Source organism: Chromatium okenii, from assembly GCF_016583745.1.
Classification (GTDB): Bacteria; Pseudomonadota; Gammaproteobacteria; order Chromatiales; family Chromatiaceae; genus Chromatium; species Chromatium okenii.
On the sequence record NZ_NRRQ01000044.1, the window covers coordinates 1 to 19,449 of the forward strand.

The window sequence follows — 19,449 nt, forward strand, 5'->3', positions numbered from 1 at the left end:
GGTTTCAATCCTTGTTGTATTGGATTTAGCGTTGCAACTTGTTTGTATTCTACTGTATGGTCTTCTTTCATTCTGAGTTTCAATCCTTGTTGTATTGGATTTAGCGTTGCAACAAATATGTATGCTGACATATCACCCGCACAATACAGTTTCAATCCTTGTTGTATTGGATTTAGCGTTGCAACCCTTTTTATTGTCTAAAATAATTGACACTCGCAAGTGTGTTTCAATCCTTGTTGTATTGGATTTAGCGTTGCAACTCTTTTACATGGGATAATGACGCGCTAGTTTTGGTTTCAATCCTTGTTGTATTGGATTTAGCGTTGCAACGCTTGCCGCGCTTCGTATCGCGTCACCTGCGCGGATTGTTTCAATCCTTGTTGTATTGGATTTAGCGTTGCAACTCGCTTATTGCAGCAGCGTCATCATATGCTTTGTCAGGTTTCAATCCTTGTTGTATTGGATTTAGCGTTGCAACGCCGTTGCCAGTTCCGTCCAGTGATCCCGAACTTGTGTTTCAATCCTTGTTGTATTGGATTTAGCGTTGCAACGGTCTCGCAGGGGACAGTTCCCTTCTTCACTGCCGAGTTTCAATCCTTGTTGTATTGGATTTAGCGTTGCAACGGTATCGCCGAGTGCCCACGCCTTGCCTATTCGTCTGGTTTCAATCCTTGTTGTATTGGATTTAGCGTTGCAACATTAACGCGGATCGCGTTGCGCGTGCGATTTGGGCTGGTTTCAATCCTTGTTGTATTGGATTTAGCGTTGCAACACGTCTTGTAAATCGCGCAAGGTTAGGATTGCGTTATGTTTCAATCCTTGTTGTATTGGATTTAGCGTTGCAACCAAGTCACCAGCATCATTGGCTATGCGCCCCAAGTCGCGTTTCAATCCTTGTTGTATTGGATTTAGCGTTGCAACTCGTGCGCACGTCACTCATAACGCCTCCGCTTCATCTCGTTTCAATCCTTGTTGTATTGGATTTAGCGTTGCAACTTCATTGTCTCGCCTCGCATCTCGTTTGTTATCAGTGTTTCAATCCTTGTTGTATTGGATTTAGCGTTGCAACTTTCGCTTGTAACCCGTTGATTTTAATAAAGGTCGCTGTTTCAATCCTTGTTGTATTGGATTTAGCGTTGCAACCTCTTATCAGTGAATTTTCAGTGTATGGTCACATTTGTTTCAATCCTTGTTGTATTGGATTTAGCGTTGCAACGCCGCATTGTAGCACGTTGTAAGGTTTACGACAATTGTTTCAATCCTTGTTGTATTGGATTTAGCGTTGCAACGCAAATCCGCACCACCGGTGGTGGTTGAATCGGATGGTTTCAATCCTTGTTGTATTGGATTTAGCGTTGCAACGCGGTTTTCAGCGGCATAGGTTTTGATTGCAGCGTGGTTTCAATCCTTGTTGTATTGGATTTAGCGTTGCAACGATGAATGAAACACTGCTTAACGGCGCGTCGCGCTATGTTTCAATCCTTGTTGTATTGGATTTAGCGTTGCAACAAGCTGCTGTGCCCGCTATCGGCGGATTTACACGCGGTTTCAATCCTTGTTGTATTGGATTTAGCGTTGCAACGCCCTTTTCGTAACCATAGGATCAAGACAATGACTAAGTTTCAATCCTTGTTGTATTGGATTTAGCGTTGCAACACAGCATTAGCACGGGCGCGACGTTCTAATTTCAATGGTTTCAATCCTTGTTGTATTGGATTTAGCGTTGCAACGGTTAATGGGTTGAAGTGCTTTTCTTTCTCGCACCACGTTTCAATCCTTGTTGTATTGGATTTAGCGTTGCAACCCCTAACAACGTGTGGATTCTGTGTGCGAGCAATTACGTTTCAATCCTTGTTGTATTGGATTTAGCGTTGCAACAACGTCTGAAAGTACCAAAGCGCATCAGGTGCGGGATGTTTCAATCCTTGTTGTATTGGATTTAGCGTTGCAACCATCATTGCCGCGCTCGGTAGCGATCCGTCCATCAAGTTTCAATCCTTGTTGTATTGGATTTAGCGTTGCAACGCCGTCACGGTGCCGGTCACGCCGTCATCTGACACAGAGTTTCAATCCTTGTTGTATTGGATTTAGCGTTGCAACTCTGCAATAACGGGATTTTGCGTTGTTTCATTGTCTAGTTTCAATCCTTGTTGTATTGGATTTAGCGTTGCAACACAATTGCGCGGATTTTTTCATCCGCGCAAATCTTAGTTTCAATCCTTGTTGTATTGGATTTAGCGTTGCAACACAATTGCGCGGATTTTTTCATCCGCGCAAATCTTAGTTTCAATCCTTGTTGTATTGGATTTAGCGTTGCAACCTGTTACCCGCCTATAGATATGCCCGTAGAATGCGATAGTTTCAATCCTTGTTGTATTGGATTTAGCGTTGCAACTTTTTTATTGTTTCAGCGGTGGTACGCGCTGCTTTGAAGTTTCAATCCTTGTTGTATTGGATTTAGCGTTGCAACTTGATTTTGTCAGGTTTATGCTAAAATCAGGACACTGTTTCAATCCTTGTTGTATTGGATTTAGCGTTGCAACTATTTGTGGCGGACAAGCGTTGCAAGTGCAAAATCAGGTTTCAATCCTTGTTGTATTGGATTTAGCGTTGCAACACCGTCACTTCCGGTCGTGGTTTACGCAGCGCCGTTGGTTTCAATCCTTGTTGTATTGGATTTAGCGTTGCAACGCGAGAAGGCCGCCGACGCGGCAGTGCCTTTTTTTCCGTTTCAATCCTTGTTGTATTGGATTTAGCGTTGCAACTTCAAGCGCAATGTTTTGATGCGCTCGGCGTCAACTGGTTTCAATCCTTGTTGTATTGGATTTAGCGTTGCAACCAGATGTTGATGCTGGCGCAGTAAACGCGCTGGCTGGTTTCAATCCTTGTTGTATTGGATTTAGCGTTGCAACAATGGCGGCAGCGCCGGAGTGCCATACAGCATTAGCGTTTCAATCCTTGTTGTATTGGATTTAGCGTTGCAACGCCGAGAACTATCAGATAATGCGCCGACGGTTGATGTTTCAATCCTTGTTGTATTGGATTTAGCGTTGCAACACTAGTGAAGACTGGGATTTAGCACGGGCATTTACGTTTCAATCCTTGTTGTATTGGATTTAGCGTTGCAACGCGAACGGACAAGAGGCGGTGGCTGCCGCATTCAATGAGTTTCAATCCTTGTTGTATTGGATTTAGCGTTGCAACCCGCGCCAACTGGCGCGACTGGCGCTTGTGAAAGCGGTGTTTCAATCCTTGTTGTATTGGATTTAGCGTTGCAACCAAGAGCATGGTTAGCTGCGCTATTGCGCGGTTTACGTTTCAATCCTTGTTGTATTGGATTTAGCGTTGCAACCGTTGCTTTTGTTCGGAATGGCATTGAGCACTTCGGGTTTCAATCCTTGTTGTATTGGATTTAGCGTTGCAACCTTTAATTCAATAGTGCTGGAGCGCCACTAAGATGATGTTTCAATCCTTGTTGTATTGGATTTAGCGTTGCAACCCGGCGTATTGAATTGGCGTCCATCGCCGATGAATGTTTCAATCCTTGTTGTATTGGATTTAGCGTTGCAACCGGGTCTGGAAATCGTTACGCGATCAAACGTCAGTGGTTTCAATCCTTGTTGTATTGGATTTAGCGTTGCAACCTGAGGAGCCGCCCGATGATGTCGTTGACTATTGATGGTTTCAATCCTTGTTGTATTGGATTTAGCGTTGCAACCCCGTTAATCCCGAAGGCATCTCCGGTTTTTTATAAGGTTTCAATCCTTGTTGTATTGGATTTAGCGTTGCAACCTGCATTTTTACCTAAAAGCCTTCAAAATCATCAAGTTGACGAAATTTTTCTACTCTCTTTTTTGTCAGTTTCTCCCGCATTTTGCCGCCAAAAACGCAAATTTTAGCCATGTTCTACATCATTTTTCTGGATTTTTAATTCATAAAATCAACGACTTATGAGCTTCGTTGCCAACTGCGCTGATAATTTTTCGCCAGCAAATCTGTTTGTTTGAATCCTTGTTATATTGGGATTCAGCGTTGCCACCGGAAAACAGTTTAGCCCCACTTACCAAGAATAGCAATATCATGTTACAGCCTACACACAGATATTCCGGTAACAACAATCACCGCAACGTAATTTTGAAGAAGTTCGCGCTGGTAATCGCTCAGTTTGCAACACAACAAAAATATCTTCAACCAACTTCTTTGCTTTTGAAATCGCACTGTTATTCACTGCCACCTCCAACAACTGACTACCATCTCGCACATAAGCAACAAAACCACGTTCAACAGGTTGCCCATAAATTTCTTGAATTAACATAGAATAAAGAATAATCTGAGTTTCATGCGTCTTAAAAGCAGATTGACGCGACTCAGTAAATTTATAATCTAAAGCCGCCATTGTTCCATCTTTTAGCCATAGCACCTCGTCTACAATACCTCTCAAGCGCAACTTTGGCGACGCCAAATACACTTCAATCTCACGTTTTGTCGCCCCAATTTTACGTCGTAAATAGTCACGATTTTCAGTTGCCCGCCGTTGATGTACCTCTCGCCCTTTTAATACCTTAGAGCGCGTTTCTTCATGTTGTGGAATATGTTGAACATTCATAAACCAAGTAAAGCGCGGGCAGTACACATGCTCCACAACTTCTGTTGGCGTTATCATTGGAGTGAATTCATCATCAACAAGCAAATGAGCCATTTTATACTCACATAAACAGAGAAAGTATTTCGTTAGTAACCAATTTTTTGTCAAATGCCTGTCCCAACAAAATCACTTTTTTGAAATCATGCTCACACATTGGGAAAATGTAAACTGAATCAACATCATCGTTAGTTAAAGACTCAATGTTTAACCGTAACTCATCAAGTCGATTACGCTCAACGGTGCCTAAAAAAACTGATTTTTGGACGCGATATAAGCCGGCTTCCTTGCAATGTTTAGCAATTTTAGTACGCGGCTTATTTTCAACAACGTCATACATAATCCAAACTAATGTTTCCGTAGTCTTCACCATCTACTCTCCCAATCCACTCATTTGCTAAATGATGGCAATCAAACTGCACCGTATCGCGTCGTTTGATATTGCGACCGCGATATTGAACAATCTCATCAAGATAAGCATCAAAAACACTTATTAAAAGCTCTTTACCAGTTTTATTCAAACGTAACCCGTTTTGTAAAGAATCAAATAACTCCATATTTACCTTACGCGTAGAAAATAAACTCACCACAGCGTGATCTGCCCAAATACGGTAACACTCGACCAAATCAAAAACAAAAGACTTCTTTTGATAGTGATCGGTATGTACAAAACCAACGTAAGGATCAATTCCAGCGATGACACAAGCCCGCTCAACAATGCTATATAACACACCATAAGCATAATTCAACAAGCAATTAAATTCATCTTTTGCAGGATTGCGTGAACGACCATCAAACTTAAATTGATCTGGCATCAACAAACTGATCGCTTCCCAATACGTCCGCCCCGCCCTTCCTTCAAACCCTATCAACGTACCGCGAATATCATCTAATGTACTCCCTGTTAGCGCATCAATTGATTGTCTCGATACTGATAACGCCTCAATTTTTTCCGTCAGCACTGAATGCAACCGAGTTCGCCGTGATCGCGCTTCCTGTAAAAAAAGCAGTTGGTTATCTAATTTGCGCGTCATCCAACTACGCGCAAAACCGACACCACGTTCTGTATCCGCCAGCCGCAATTGCTCACGCTGAATTGCCGTTGTTGATCCTGGCCGCCCATGCCAAACTCGTCCATAAGGTTCACCAAATGAATTCATAAACACAATATCGATATTCCTTTCAATTGCTAACCGAATTGCATCTGTCGAAAGAGCCGCTCCTGTTGTAATCAAAATAGAACGCACCTTACGCGCTGAAACCTCTCTTTTTTTGTTCTCATCTTTTTCGTTCTTGATGTTAATTACAAACATCTCACCGTCACGATGCAAATACGTTCCAAACGTGTTAAGTACCAAGTTCATAATCATTCTCTTTAAAAAATCTGTTCGTTGAAATGTTTATTATACTGAGCCATTCATAGTAACCAACTCCCCGAACCCATGACTCACGCCATGCCCAAATGCAAAACCACTAGGCAAAACAGCATTAGTCACAAAGGTACCACTTAACCCAAACAATGACTCACCTTTATAGTGGCAAGTTTGTTTTTTTGTATTCAAAAAAGCAGCATAAAGCCGTTGATTAAAAGTGACATCTAACCCGCGCATTGCTGTCAATAATCCAGCAACCAACAATCGCTCCTGCTCCACTGTCTGTTCCTGTGCAGTTAGTGGTTGATAGCGTCGATAATTATCTTGATTAAATAACAACGCTGGAGTTTTTAACTGATAATGCGTTAACTGATCACCAACAGCAAATTGACTTTGCGTTAAAGTCAACGCCGCATCACTCACCATCACCCGTTCATCACCAAGCCGAAGCAATAAATCAAACCACGGCAATGCTAATAACCGGCTGGCTGCTTCACCCCATCCTACCACCACACCATATCCATTGCGCCACCGATATTGAATACGCGGATAACGATATAAAGGTTTACCTGTTACTGGATCATGTTGATGAAAAAAAGCATCATCATTAAAAGCAGTTCCCAAGGCACCGCGCAATTGCCGGGTGCGTATTTCGGTCGCACCTGGTACCGCATGATCCCAATGTAATTCAACTTGTGAACAAGGAATAGTCGCTAAAAGAAACATGTCGTTAAATCCTCATCGTCGCCTAAATCTAAACCACTATCAGGGTGATAGTAACCCGTTTTTAATACCCAAAACGCACCGACTAACTGCGCATAATCTTCGGGATGAAATGTTGGACGCGCATAAACTGTCACTGTCCGCCGTTGTAATTCACCCGCTAATGCGCGTAACGCCTCGCGGCGATCCCAACGCTCCGTGATATCCAGAGCTGCCTTTAATTTAACCAGCAGCCATTGTTCTTGCGCATTCAACACTAAAAAACTGATCTGTTGAATACGTCCTCGCAACAAGGTTTGTATGTCTGGCATCTCTTCCCAATATGCAAAAGCGCGAGTAATTTCAGCACCAGTACTTTTACGCGCTTTCACTAAATCAAAATATGCTTGACCTAAACCAAACGCAGCTTTTTCACTCAATTGTTCTGGTTGTTGCGCCAATACTTCGCGCGTAATATCTAACAACACCGCATCATAAATCATTTTAGCGTAAGCCTGCTCTTTTGTGTTAGTCAATGACACAATTTCCACCTGACCACCCTGCTCACCTAAACGATTATTACGATTGCAACGTCCCGCAATCTGAATCAGCGCATCCAATGGCGCAAAATCACGAATCACAATATCCATATCAATATCCACGCCCGCTTCAATTGTCTGCGTAGAAACCACAACACACGGCTTTCCTATTGATAAGGCTTTAATCGCGTCAATTTTAATGATGCGATCATTCGGCGTCACATCAGCAGTGATTAAATAAACCGGCGTTGTGTCTGCTAAATGCGTCCGCACAGTGTGCCAAATAATCTTTGCACTCGCACGAGTATTTAGCGTAATTAACACCCGCTGCCCATTTACTTGCCAATTGCCTAAACGCGGCAACAACTCAGCAATAAAATCATCAATGCACTGCATGTCACGATGCCGAAAAATGAGTTGATAACGATTAAACTGATTGAAAATTGCAGTAATTTGTGCAGCATCTCCCGCCAATTCCTGCGCACCCGTTAATAACGCTGGTTGCGTTGCCGACATTAACAACACGCGGCTATTACCTTCTATCGTCAACCCGCGCAATACATGATCCACAACATCCCACAATTGACACGGCAGCGTTTGCACTTCATCCAAAATAATCACCGCATCCATTAACACATGATGGCGCATTTGATGCTTAGTGCGCGGCGATAACAGCGCCAGCAATAATTGGTCAAAGGTGGTAACAATGATTTCAGAACGCCAAGTATCTAAATAAAACCGCGTATAAGACGTGCCGAGTTTTTCACCTTCCCATTCATACTCACGTTGAGATAGCGAATGACTAGATAATAAAAGATCAGATTGCACAGTATGATTGACATCTATACCTAGCAACTCACGATATTCTTTTTCTGTTTGGTCAACAATAGAAAGAAACGGCAGCGCAATAATAATACGCGGTGCAACGCCTGTTTGCGCCATCTGTTCTCGTTGCGCGAATGCCCAACTCGCAGCCAATAACGTTTTACCTGTACCAGTCGGCAAGGTTAAAGTGCAATAATGATCTGCGTGATTGATATTAGCGGTGAGTTGCGAGCGCAATTGTTGCCGCAAATCGTCCAGCGGCGTTGTTGTTAAGTCAGTAATACGTTTAGTCACGCATTCTGGCGATAACGCCGGACGTGCAACTTGCAGATAACGCTGGGTATTTTCTTGACTCAACGCTAAAAAAGCTTTATCCGCTTCTAATAACAGCGAGAAAATAAACTGTGTCCATAACCGAAAATGCACTGCTTCCTCAGTTGATAAAGCGTGTAGTTTTTCTGCAATATCTTGGCGACGAAATAACCACCGCCGCGCATCTTCAAATTCACCCTCAATCTCAGTGAATTCTAAACCGCTGGCATGAGATAATGCCGTATAATTCAATTGTTCCCATTGCGTTAAGAGTGGATCATCGTCATCAAGACGCAGCCGATTTTCTAAATACTCCAGCGTAGCAAAACCAGCATGATGACCTGCAATCGCTTGCGTTAAAGCTAAAATAGTGAGTGGTGCCAACTGTTGTTGACGCGCCCATAATAACGTTAATGCTGCCGACAATGCTGAATGTTCTTTAGCGCGATAATCACCGCGATATTTTTCGGGATTGCGGATATAGCTTTGAAAAGCTGGACTGCCTTTACCAAGATCATGCCCACGAACTAATGCAGTTAATACCGCTGCCGTCTCTGGGCGTTGAGTGCGGACTTTTTCCGAATGGGTATTGAATAAAAATGTCGCTGCTATATTCACCTGTTCAATATGTTGCGTTAATAACAACGTTGGATGCGACAACAGCGGCATTTCACTCATAAAAACACTCCTGTCCATTGCTGAGTTTGCCATGCAACCGCCGTTTCAACTGTAAACGGTTGCCCGCGATGTTCGAGAAAATAAGGTGCATGACTGAATACGCGAGTGGCGCTCACCTGACGTGGCAGCCGCAATAAATGCACTCCCAATTTATCCTCGGTAATCAATTGCACCTGTTCTGCCGGACACACACCCTGCACGAGATAGCGCCCAAATGGTAATGAGGTTGCTGATTCATATGCAACAAACTCCACATCACTCAACAATTCTGATAACCCCATACACGGATTAAAATACCAGCGCCGTTGTTTAATCCGCTCCACCAATTCATTAAAACGTGCCGGTTGTGTTGGCCACGCTAACTGCAATTGATAGCGCGGTTTTAATAGCCACTCTTGCCGATGTAACGCCGCTTTTTCTGATGCTGGTGATTCACTTCCGCGTTGATTGCGTTTCACTTCCCAAGGCAGTGTATTGGGTGGGTCTTTACGCAACTTGACCCGATGCCAAAATCGCGCCGGCAATGCGCCACTTATCGCAACATTTAATTCTGCCAATTCAGTCGCCAACGCATCTTTTTCTAATCCTAAAATGGCGGCGACTAATCCCAATACTACCGTGCGCGGTGGCACGGGGTAGGTGAGAGCATTGACATTTGCCTCGGCGCGGAGAAAGTGACCGTATTTAGCCGACCAATTGACACTGAGGATGTCCATAGCATTATGCCCGCTGCTTAATCAAAACCGAGCGCCAGCCATTCATTCGGCAATCCACTCGCAAACGTCACATCAGGTGACACCTCATAGCGTACTTGGGCAATCCGCGAGCGTTGCGCATCAATACGGGTTAATAACCGCGATAAATCCACGCAGTAATCATCTGGAGATGACCAAGCACGTTCAGGTTTATCACCACTTGCTTGCAACTTCACATAATCCATCAAATTGCCAAATTGGAATTCTTCACCGGGTTGGTATTCAATAGACACCAATAAACGCGGTACCTGACCAATTTTCGTGCGCGTATTCCCCGCCGAGCGTACCCCATTCCACAACGCCAACAACACATCATTGTAATCCGCATCACTCAAACGTGATTTCTGCGCCGAGTGTTCATTCGCCACCCCATGAAACGCAATCAAGGCATAACGCAGCGCTGCGTAATTGGTAAACGTACCCTGCGCCTTTTCTTCATCACTGCCAAAAACTGATGTGCCTTGAATCTGAATCTCTTCTGCATCATGCAGCACTTCACCCATATTAAATTGCACCGCACCAGTTAAAGTCTTCGGAACTGGTTTGGGTTTCCATTCCGTTGGTTTCTTTTTATTGCCCTTCGCGGGTTTGGTATCAAGCGAAAAATCATCAGACTGTTCTGTGACTTCACCGCTATCCTCTTCCTTCTGACCCTTAAAAGCCAATGAAGAACCAAAACACCGCGCATCAATAAAACTATCCAGCAGAATGTTGACCAATTCTTCACCATCGGCTTTATCTTTGCCGATCTTATTCAAATAATGCGCCACCCGACCAGTTAAATTCGTGGTGCGTCCCTCGATATTGCCGACTAAAATATCCCGACCCAACATCGCCCAATAATCACGGGCAAATCGTTTTAAGCGCACATCAGTCACATAAAAGCGCCCATCCGGTAAACTGCGCGGCCGATTTTCATCAGGATCGCCATTCGGATTGCCCATGCGAATGTCATACAAAAACAAAATTTCACGGCGGGAAGTGAGTGTTGTTGTCATCGTGATTACTCCTCAGTTGTCTTAATTTTGGAAGGTAGCACGTCAACCGTAATTGATTGACCAAGCAATAAAAAATAACAGGTCACAGTTTGGTCAAGCCCAATGGTATCGCCAATTGATTGTCCACCGAGTCGCCCTAAATCTTGCACAATCGCCCGCACGTCAGCACTGGCTTCTACTCCATAATTCAATAACTTCTCCCGAATTTTGCAATACAACTCAGGTAAATCGCGCCCATCAAGATTTAATCGTTTTAACCAAGTAAGCGCATTAGACGCAACATTCACACCACGCGCCGCCTGTACCTGTAATACCTTGCCGTACAAAATGCCCAATAAAAACGTAAAGGCTTTTTCACGCGTATTCAAACCAGAGCCAGATTGAAAATAGGGCTTGAGTGCCGCTAAACTCGGTTCAAAGTGTAATGGTTCAGTATTCGGTGCTGCCATCGGTAAGACTCCAATTGAATCAAGATAATAAAGTAACCGCGCTAGATGTTTCATCCACCCAGCAAGCGTCCAATAATGGATTTTTTTATTGCCCTTGTCGCTATAACCCTCATATAGTAAACCACCAAAATTACCAGAATCAGCAATATCATCAAGCCGCCAGCGTGCAGTAATCAGCAATTCACGCCATAATCCAGCCGTTGCTGTGCCGAGTGGTACACCGTGATAAATTGCTTCCACCAATTGCCGTTTTATTGCAAACAATTGACTACTATCATTCGCTTTTGCGGCACGTTTTCCACCGGGACGTTTAAGTAATGCCAATAACAGCGTCAGATTCAGATCAAAAGTTGCATCCTCCAATGGATAACGTGGTGCGAGCGGATGTTGCCAATGATTTAAATCGCGATTGATTTTGCTCAGTTCGCGCAAGCGTGACGGTAAAATATCAGTCACCACACCACGCACATCATCAACGACTTGTCCAAACGTTGCCCATAAAATATGCACCACTACTTGCGAGTCATCTCGATCACGGACGAAATCTAATAAATCGTTTTCATGTGAACCAATCTTGTTTCCAGCATCATTAATGGCGTTGATATATTTGCGCCAATCAATCAAAAATTGTCGCCGACCGTCTGAATTACCAAGCAAACTGGGTAACAACAGCGCCTTATCACCCGCAACGAATCCAGTAAATTGCTGTGTCAAAAGGTGATTTTTGAAAACATACAATAGATCGGCACAATCTAAACACAAGCCATAACTTTTCCATCCCTGTTTCACGTCTAAATTCGGAAATGCGCCAATGCGATCCATATTAGAAAAGTTAATGCCAGTGCCGCGCAGATTGGGATATAGCGTCACGTCCGTTGCACCGCACAACGGACAATGTGCATGGTTATATGCTTGAGCCGAGCTAGTGATGTATTTATTAGCTAATGTTTGTGAAAGATACGCGTGATATTCACTGCATTCACCTGGCCAGCGCCCTACTGAATCAAGTACTGCGAGAAATACTGTTTTCTTTTCTGGAATTAACCGAATCGCTGCCGCTAAAACATGCGGATCAATTTGCCCTGCACCAATAGAATAAGATTGATCTGCAAAAACTAGCATGTGACTGCAAAAAAGTGTGTTGTGCATTTCTCTGAAATAAGCAGCCCACCGTGTATTCTGTTGACCGCGCTCGGCAAAACTTTTTTCAGTCAGTCCTTGTGTATTTAATGTAGGTCCCTGCTCACCATTCTGAAAAGTCCGCTTCATTATTGGACCAAATGCCGCAACTCGTGACATCACAAAAGGAAGTTTTTGTGCTTTAACAGGAGTAACTTCTTCACTCCACAGTTTCACCACGCCGGGCTGTTCACTTATAGATTGCAATAAATACACAATTGCGGTTTTTTCAGAATCTTCTACAAGCAGCGGTGTAAGATATTCTCCATGCTTCTCACGAATTGCGCTCAAATTGAGCCCAGTTTGTTTGCATCGCACATTCAAATCTAATAACGCTAATTCCCGCATGGCTGCTAACATCGTGATTGACCTCGTAAGATGCTTTTTTGATTATTCCCATGCGCTAACGTGGGAATATGCTTTATCAAATGGCCATTAAAAATCTATGGAAAACCAATAAACCCTACTTGGCGCGTATAAGTCGTTGGCGTTGCTTTTAGATATTGCACCTCGTTTTTATTCAACTCATCGCGGGATCGCGCATATACTTGAATCACTCGCTCATAAAAAGCACGTTTGAAAGTGCGAAACTGTTGTTGCTGTTGTGCTGGTGTCAGTGCCGCATCTTCTCGAATAGCGCAGTAGCGTTCCCACAATTCTTGATCGCGCTCATTTTGTACAATAAAAACCGCAACGGTTGGTAATTCTTCAATGAGCTGAAATGCTTTCTCAACGCCAATGAAATCGCCTGCTTGTAATTGCACATCAACCCGTTTTTGATCTTGTCGCATTCGACAGCCGTGAAAATACGCTTGACTCAATTGCAAAAAATCTGCTTCTTCATATTGCTGTGCAGCGCCAAGCGTTTCCGTTGTCACTTCAATTAACGCGCTGTCATAAACATGTCGCCATAACGATTCACCCACACTTCCATCTGCTTTCATTGCTTGCAAATGCCACAGATGCACTTCACCTGCTGCGCTGTATTCATTATGACGATTGCAACGTCCGGCGGATTGAATAATTGAATCTAACGGTGCCAATTCACGATGCACCAGTGGAAAACTCACATCAACGCCTGCTTCTATCAATTGCGTAGTGACAACAATCAGCGGCTGATTTTGTCGCAATAAGCGTTGCATCAAGCGAATACGCACCCGCCGATCTAATGGCGTCAAACTGGTTGAAAGAGCAATGACTGGTCGCTCTGGAAACGCGCCATGCACCGCATCAAACAGTGTGCGCACCGATTGACGCCGGTTTACTATGACTAACGTAGCGCGACGCTCAATTTTTAATGCCGTGGTGAGCTGTTGAGAAAATTTATCTAACAACAACGGCTGTTGATGATGCGCCACTAATCGCGTGCGACTCATTGCCTGAAAATGCGTGGCGTAGTCAGGTAACAATTCCACTGCATCACCGGCTTGAAAAATTAACGGGCGCGTTGCCGTTAATAATACAAAGCGCGTGTCATAACTGTGCGCCGCTGCAAGCAATAACTGCCGTACTGTTTCCCAATAGCGCAGTGGAATGGATTGCACTTCATCCAGTAAAATAATGGCACCAGTCAGTTGTCCAGCGCGTTTCAAATTGGCATTGCGCGGACTGAGTAATGAATGCAGCAGTTGGTGAAACGTCGTGACCACTAATTCACTTTGCCACGTTTCTGTTAATAGTTGTCCAGCGCCATCAGCTTGATATTCGGCTTCTTCAGTGCGAAATATCGCGTCGGTGAGATGATGATGTTTTAGTAAAATATTCTCACGATCTTTAATGCCGTTAGCTTGCAAAACAGCGCGAAATACGGCATGATTTTGATCAATCACTGAAGTAAATGGCAGGCAATAAATGATGCGCGGTGCTACACCATTCTGTTGTGCTAATTGTGCTCGGATTTGTAATGCGGCATGGAGAATGGTGAGTGTTTTACCCGCGCCAGTAGGCGCAGTTAAAGTGAATAGATGTTGGTTGAGATGCGCCAGCCATGTTTGCGCAACGGTAGTAGCGATTTGGTCACGACGTGAATTGAGAGATGAATACGATTTGTGCTTTTGTTGCTGTTGATAAACCGTTACCGCATCCGCCGGTAGCGCCTGTCGCGCTATTTGCACACCGGCCAGCGCGGCATCTGTTTTATCCATTGCCAATAGCGCTCCAAAACCGGCTAATGTCGCCAACGCTTCGCTAAGTGTTTGATATGCAACGCGCAATTTTGAACCACCAACCTGCCGATCCCGCAGCCGCGCCAGCACCGTTTCCGCTGTCAACGGTTCCAGTGTCAGCGCCAAATCCGGCTGTTGCGCGGCAACCGTCAGCAACCAAGCGTGAATGCCAGCAAAATCAAGCACATTTAGTTGCCGGTGCAGCGGATGGTCATCCTTGCGCACCGCCATCCGCATCTGCTCCAACAATACCGGCCACGCTTGAAAAGTCAGCGCCCCGTGATGGCGTCGTATTGCAACGAATACTGCCAAACGTTGCCAAAGTGGCCAATCCAGCCCGGCGCTATACCACCAGACCAATAACGCGCCCAATTCGGCGTGATTGCTCAACGGCGAGCGTGTGCCGCCGTGCAATAAATACTTTTGAAACCAAGGGGTTGCTTTGCCGAGATCGTGAAATAATCCGGCAACGCGAGCGATGGCGCGGATGTCTGCGCCAGCAGTTGGGGCGATGCTGGCGGCAGCGCGTTGGGCAACGCGTTCTAAGTGGGCAGGCAGTGGATCAGCGGGATGGGCGAAGGTGTCAGAGAAAGGCAATGGTTGTGGAATCAATGGCATACAGCACTCCTGCGCCGCCGTGACCACGAATGGATTGTCCGTCTTCAGCCAGCACGATTTCCTGATAACGACTGACGATGCGCTCGCCATTCATCACCACCGGAATACGCTGCCGGTGATAACGCCGCCGGTCGTCATAATGAATCTGCACGCCCGCCGCGAGTGGCACCGCCGTTGCCGCTTGCCATTCATTCGCCACGAGCGGCTGCGCCGTCGCCTCACCAACCCACGTCAGCTCGGCGAAACAATTCGCCCAGCCGAGCGTCACCGTGTAGGCGCTGCGCCCGGTTTGCAGCCGCGCCGCTAAATCATCGGCAATTTCAGTCTCTAAACCACTGATATACAAGCGAAATTCTGGCTGGCGCAGGAACTCGCACGGCACCTGCGTATGGGTATTTTCTGCGGCCAATGGGCGAAAAAAACTGTCGGTACCCGTTTTGGTTTGCAGCAAATTAAGCGCGGCGCGATAGACGCGAGTGGGCTGGCGCAGCGCCACACCAATACGCACGTTTTCATAATTAAGACGCTGGTGATAATTCGTTTTGTCATATCCCAACACCGCGCCAAGTATTCCCAAAACCGTTGGCGGCGGTGGTAATGGATAACTGACCGGACTCATCGGCGAATACGGTTTTTTGAATAGCGCGTATTCACCGGAAATATCAAAGATCAGGGTGCGCATGGTTATACAAACAACGTTGTAACTGGCAATTGAACCTGCTGCACCAGTTGAATAAATAAGTCGGTTTGACCATTCGCTTCACAACGCAGGCGCGTATCCTGCATGACGCGCAAATTGACCAATTGCGGGTAATTGCACCACGCCGTCAATAATTCACCGACATCTAATTGAAAATCACGGGTTGAACGCAGCGCCGTATCGTCAACAGTTTTATTCAAACTGAGACGACGTGGCAATGCACCGAGCCGATAACCGGGTTGATAATCGGCTACGACTAATAATAACGGATCATGTCCCATTTTAGAATGCGTATTGAGCGCCGCCGTACCATGCCACAACCCTTTTAATAACAACTCAAAATCCTCGGTCGTTATACCAGTTGTTTGCGCTGCCGTTTCATTCGCCACGCCATACGCAGCAATTAACGCATACGGTAATAACCAGCGTTCAGCAAAAGATTTTTGATTCGCTGTTGCATTGCCCGCATACGCTGCCGTTTGCTGTACCAATGTTGGCGTCACGCGATGCAATGAACGATTAAATGCGGAAAACTGCACCGGTCCGGTCAATTGCAATGACGGCTCACCTTTACCCAATGGCAAGGTTGCACCAAACAATCGCGCATCAATACAACCCTGCGTCACCGCAGTTTCCAATGCCTGCCTTTTTGCTTCACCAGTTTTCTTGCCTTTAATTGCCTCAGCTAAAAACTGTTCTGCACGATCCTTGCCTTCAGATAAATGCCCACTCGCTTTCAACGTATCGCGGATTAAAATCTCACGTCCAGCCGCCAAACGCTTTTCAACATCTGGTTCCAAACTCAATAAATAATCGCGCACCGTGCGTTTAATGCGCACATCGCTGACAGTTGCCTCGCCGGTTTCGGGATCGGTACGCGGGCGGTTCTCATCCAATGGATCGCCATTCGGATTGCAATCTTTAGCATCATAAACAAACAGGATTTCCGAGCGGTTAGTCATTGTGGTCATGTGATTCATCTCCGTGAGATAAAGTCAGATTAATTGTTGCTGATGATTTGTTCGATTGTCAATAAACACTGTTCAGAAAAATTTAACAATGGTAATTGAGTTTCATCTGCTGCGTTACGCCTTGCAATAGGATAAGCCATTTCAACAAACGTGGCTAATTGCTGACGCAGGCTGGGGCTGTCATTCAAAATCAATTCGATTTCCTGCCGCGCATTACGGATAGATAATTGCCAACTAATGCCGCGTCGTTCCGGTTGATAATCCCATTTGAGTAAATGCAGCAACAAATTGACTAAATGACTGGTCAAGGCGCGGCGGTCACGTTTGCCCATGCTGTCAATTTCCTCAGCGAGATTTGCTGCATCAATGGCATTCAATTGTCCCTGCCGTAATAACATGGCTTGCTGCTGCGTCCACAGAAAAAAGTCTTCGTTATAATGTGTCGCAGTCATGGTATTTATTCATCCTCAATTTCATCAGCATCATCTTTTCCATCCAGTTGTTTAATGCGATAAGCCAAACTGTAGCCAATGGTAAAAGCGAAAGTTGCTTCTTCATCACTAATTGCCCACAGATCACCGCAAGCCACCCACGCAGTGGCTAAATCAGGATCAAGTCCAGTGATGACATAACCCAATTTACCGTATTGCGCCAATTTACTATGACCTTCACGATATAAGCGTTTTAATTGCGACTGTGTTAATAATCGCCCAATGAACTTTTTAGCAAACGGTTCGGCACCGCGTTCTTTGCGTTGTACTGATGTGACTGTTGAAGCGTAACAACCCGTTAAAAAAGCGACAATCAATTCGGGGCGACGGAAAAAATCAGCATGTTCTTTAATATAGCGTCCATAGGCGCTATTCGGAATAATCTCAGACATCGCACAATGCTCCTGAATAGAATTCAAAACGACAAGTTCGGTTAAAAGCGCATAGCGATAAAGCCCCCAAGCATGGCGCGTCATCCAATGCAATAAATCAACATTGCGCTTGCCGGTATCCAGTAATTTACCGACCAAGCAACGAATAAAATGCTGTCGGTCAATTGCTTGCCCAGAAAACAAAGCGGTCAACCAACTACGCAAAGTATCATCACTTGCGTTATCACTGGCGCTGGAGAAGTTCTTAAATGTTAGCGCACCAATGTTTACTGGTTTCAGTTCAGTTTTTGTTTCAGCGATTAAATCGGCAGCTTTGCTGATTTTTCGTGCCGACTCATGCAGAACGTGTAATCGACTGGGTAACAATTGTTGCACTTCCGCTTGCACCCGCCACGAAGCATTTTGTTGTTTGAAAAAAATCAACGCCAATGCCAATTGATCGCCATACTCCGCAAATTCTTCAATCAACGCCAATTCACCAGAGACTAAATCTTGCGCTTTATTCAAACAATAACGGTCAGGATGGCTTTGCAACCGCGCCTGTAATTCGTTGCGCACTTCAACGCTATTGCTGTAAGGCAGAATTAAATACGTTTGCCCCGCCATACTGCTAGAAAAATGTGTTTCTGCCAGCGTAAATGTTTCTGCAATAGCAAGCGCACAATCACCGCAAACCGGAAAATTACGATGTGCTTGCTTGGCGCTAAATCCGCCCGCAATACTGCCCGGATTATTCAAGTTATAACACGCTAATACCGAATAATTGCCATACACTTTAACGTCTGTTTGACCGCAAACCGCGCAGGTGCCATTTAAACGTTCACCGCCTTTATCTGCAAATTTTTCTAATGCGGAATCCACCATTGCAGCATGGGTTTCTGTCCATGAATACACTGGATTCATTTCTGCATCTGCCCAGTAAACATAGCCGCGATGCGTTTTATCATCAATGCCAGCATCTTTACGTTTTGCTTCAACTTCTGCCCAAATATCGGCTTGTGCATTATTAAATGTTGCTAAACTATCAACTAACCACTGCCGCTTTTCTGCCGACAGCTTTGACACATCAGACAACACTTTAACTGTATTTGCTAATCGGTTAGCAGTATTTCCTGCTAATTTACAGCAAGGCGTAAAATCAGTGCCATTTGAAGGGCCAGAGCGATACACCACTCCTGCATTGCCTTTATACGTTTTAACACCCATCCATTCGCCATTAGCGCCAAAACACAGCGCCAACCCGCGATCATAATTCGCTGGCATTCCTTCATTTAAGCGTTCCCAATCCGTCCGTTGCGGTAAACATTGGCTCAATTCATATAACCGTTGAAACATGTCATGTGCCCTCAAAAGTCATGCTGTTACTGCTATAACGGATGTGCTGTGACTATTTTCAATGCAGCAGCGCGTCGCAGTGATCAAAAAGATGGTGCAACCGCGTTTTATGAGTGACGCAACTGCGTAAGTCTTTATTTACGCTCACGTTTTTTATCACCACTGCCCAGCCTGCGTAGCTGTAAATTTTTTGATACGTGTCAGGAACCGTATGATTATATTCCGCGACGCAGCTACCCGCTGTTTTTAGCACGAGAGGCTTTGCAGGCCGTCATCACGGACATTCACCAACGCGCCCTACATCCCCAAGTGGTTGGGCACTCAG

Annotated in this window: 13 protein-coding genes and 1 CRISPR repeat array; all 13 genes read right to left on the reverse strand. The window is 45.0% G+C overall.

The window, feature by feature from the left end:
• Nucleotide 1: 1 nt before the first annotated feature.
• A CRISPR array of direct repeats spans nucleotides 2–3,792; the repeat unit is 37 nt; unit sequence GTTTCAATCCTTGTTGTATTGGATTTAGCGTTGCAAC.
• 298 nt (nucleotides 3,793–4,090) lie between these two features.
• Entirely contained in the window at nucleotides 4,091–4,699 is a 609-nt protein-coding gene (gene cas4 / locus CKO12_RS12670; protein WP_200155098.1) for a CRISPR-associated protein Cas4, read from the reverse strand.
• Between the two features lie 7 nt (nucleotides 4,700–4,706).
• Nucleotides 4,707–4,982, reverse strand: coding sequence for a CRISPR-associated endonuclease Cas2 (gene cas2 / locus CKO12_RS12675; protein ID WP_242466332.1), 276 nt, complete (start codon nucleotides 4,980–4,982; stop codon nucleotides 4,707–4,709).
• Nucleotides 4,975–6,012: a CRISPR-associated endonuclease Cas1 gene (gene cas1 / locus CKO12_RS12680; RefSeq protein WP_242466333.1), complete on the reverse strand. Its 1,038-nt coding sequence runs from the start codon at nucleotides 6,010–6,012 to the stop codon at nucleotides 4,975–4,977. Before cas1 ends, cas2 begins: the two co-directional genes overlap by 8 nt.
• Before the next feature lie 33 nt (nucleotides 6,013–6,045).
• Nucleotides 6,046–6,741 (reverse strand): CRISPR-associated endonuclease Cas6, encoded by a 696-nt coding sequence (locus CKO12_RS12685; RefSeq protein ID WP_200155101.1) that lies wholly within the window; start codon nucleotides 6,739–6,741, stop codon nucleotides 6,046–6,048.
• Nucleotides 6,729–9,071 carry a CRISPR-associated helicase Cas3' gene (gene cas3, locus CKO12_RS12690; protein WP_200155102.1) on the reverse strand — a complete coding sequence of 781 codons (2,343 nt, stop codon included), beginning with the start codon at nucleotides 9,069–9,071 and terminating at the stop codon, nucleotides 6,729–6,731. Before cas3 (CKO12_RS12690) ends, CKO12_RS12685 begins: the two co-directional genes overlap by 13 nt.
• The gene (gene cas5 / locus CKO12_RS12695; RefSeq protein ID WP_200155103.1) at nucleotides 9,068–9,787 is read right to left on the reverse strand and encodes a CRISPR-associated protein Cas5; all 720 of its coding nucleotides are present in this window, start codon (nucleotides 9,785–9,787) and stop codon (nucleotides 9,068–9,070) included. The genes cas3 (CKO12_RS12690) and cas5 overlap by 4 nt, the downstream gene beginning before the upstream one ends.
• A 17-nt stretch (nucleotides 9,788–9,804) precedes the next feature.
• Nucleotides 9,805–10,824 carry a type I-B CRISPR-associated protein Cas7/Csh2 gene (cas7b, locus tag CKO12_RS12700; protein WP_200155104.1) on the reverse strand — a complete coding sequence of 340 codons (1,020 nt, stop codon included), beginning with the start codon at nucleotides 10,822–10,824 and terminating at the stop codon, nucleotides 9,805–9,807.
• Between the two features lie 5 nt (nucleotides 10,825–10,829).
• Nucleotides 10,830–12,812: a TM1802 family CRISPR-associated protein gene (locus CKO12_RS12705; protein ID WP_200155105.1), complete on the reverse strand. Its 1,983-nt coding sequence runs from the start codon at nucleotides 12,810–12,812 to the stop codon at nucleotides 10,830–10,832.
• Between the two features lie 83 nt (nucleotides 12,813–12,895).
• On the reverse strand, nucleotides 12,896–15,235 hold the full coding sequence (cas3, locus tag CKO12_RS12710) for a CRISPR-associated helicase Cas3' (protein WP_200155106.1): 2,340 nt from the start codon (nucleotides 15,233–15,235) through the stop codon (nucleotides 12,896–12,898).
• Nucleotides 15,201–15,917 (reverse strand): type I-B CRISPR-associated protein Cas5b, encoded by a 717-nt coding sequence (gene cas5b / locus CKO12_RS12715; RefSeq protein ID WP_200155107.1) that lies wholly within the window; start codon nucleotides 15,915–15,917, stop codon nucleotides 15,201–15,203. The genes cas3 (CKO12_RS12710) and cas5b overlap by 35 nt, the downstream gene beginning before the upstream one ends.
• 2 nt (nucleotides 15,918–15,919) lie before the next feature.
• Nucleotides 15,920–16,906: a type I-B CRISPR-associated protein Cas7/Csh2 gene (gene cas7b / locus CKO12_RS12720; RefSeq protein ID WP_200155108.1), complete on the reverse strand. Its 987-nt coding sequence runs from the start codon at nucleotides 16,904–16,906 to the stop codon at nucleotides 15,920–15,922.
• A gap of 29 nt (nucleotides 16,907–16,935) precedes the next feature.
• Nucleotides 16,936–17,358 carry a DUF29 domain-containing protein gene (locus tag CKO12_RS12725; protein ID WP_200155109.1) on the reverse strand — a complete coding sequence of 141 codons (423 nt, stop codon included), beginning with the start codon at nucleotides 17,356–17,358 and terminating at the stop codon, nucleotides 16,936–16,938.
• A gap of 5 nt (nucleotides 17,359–17,363) precedes the next feature.
• A complete protein-coding gene (locus CKO12_RS12730) occupies nucleotides 17,364–19,124 on the reverse strand; it encodes a TM1802 family CRISPR-associated protein (RefSeq protein WP_200155110.1) in 1,761 nt (586 codons plus the stop codon).
• Nucleotides 19,125–19,449: the final 325 nt, after the last annotated feature.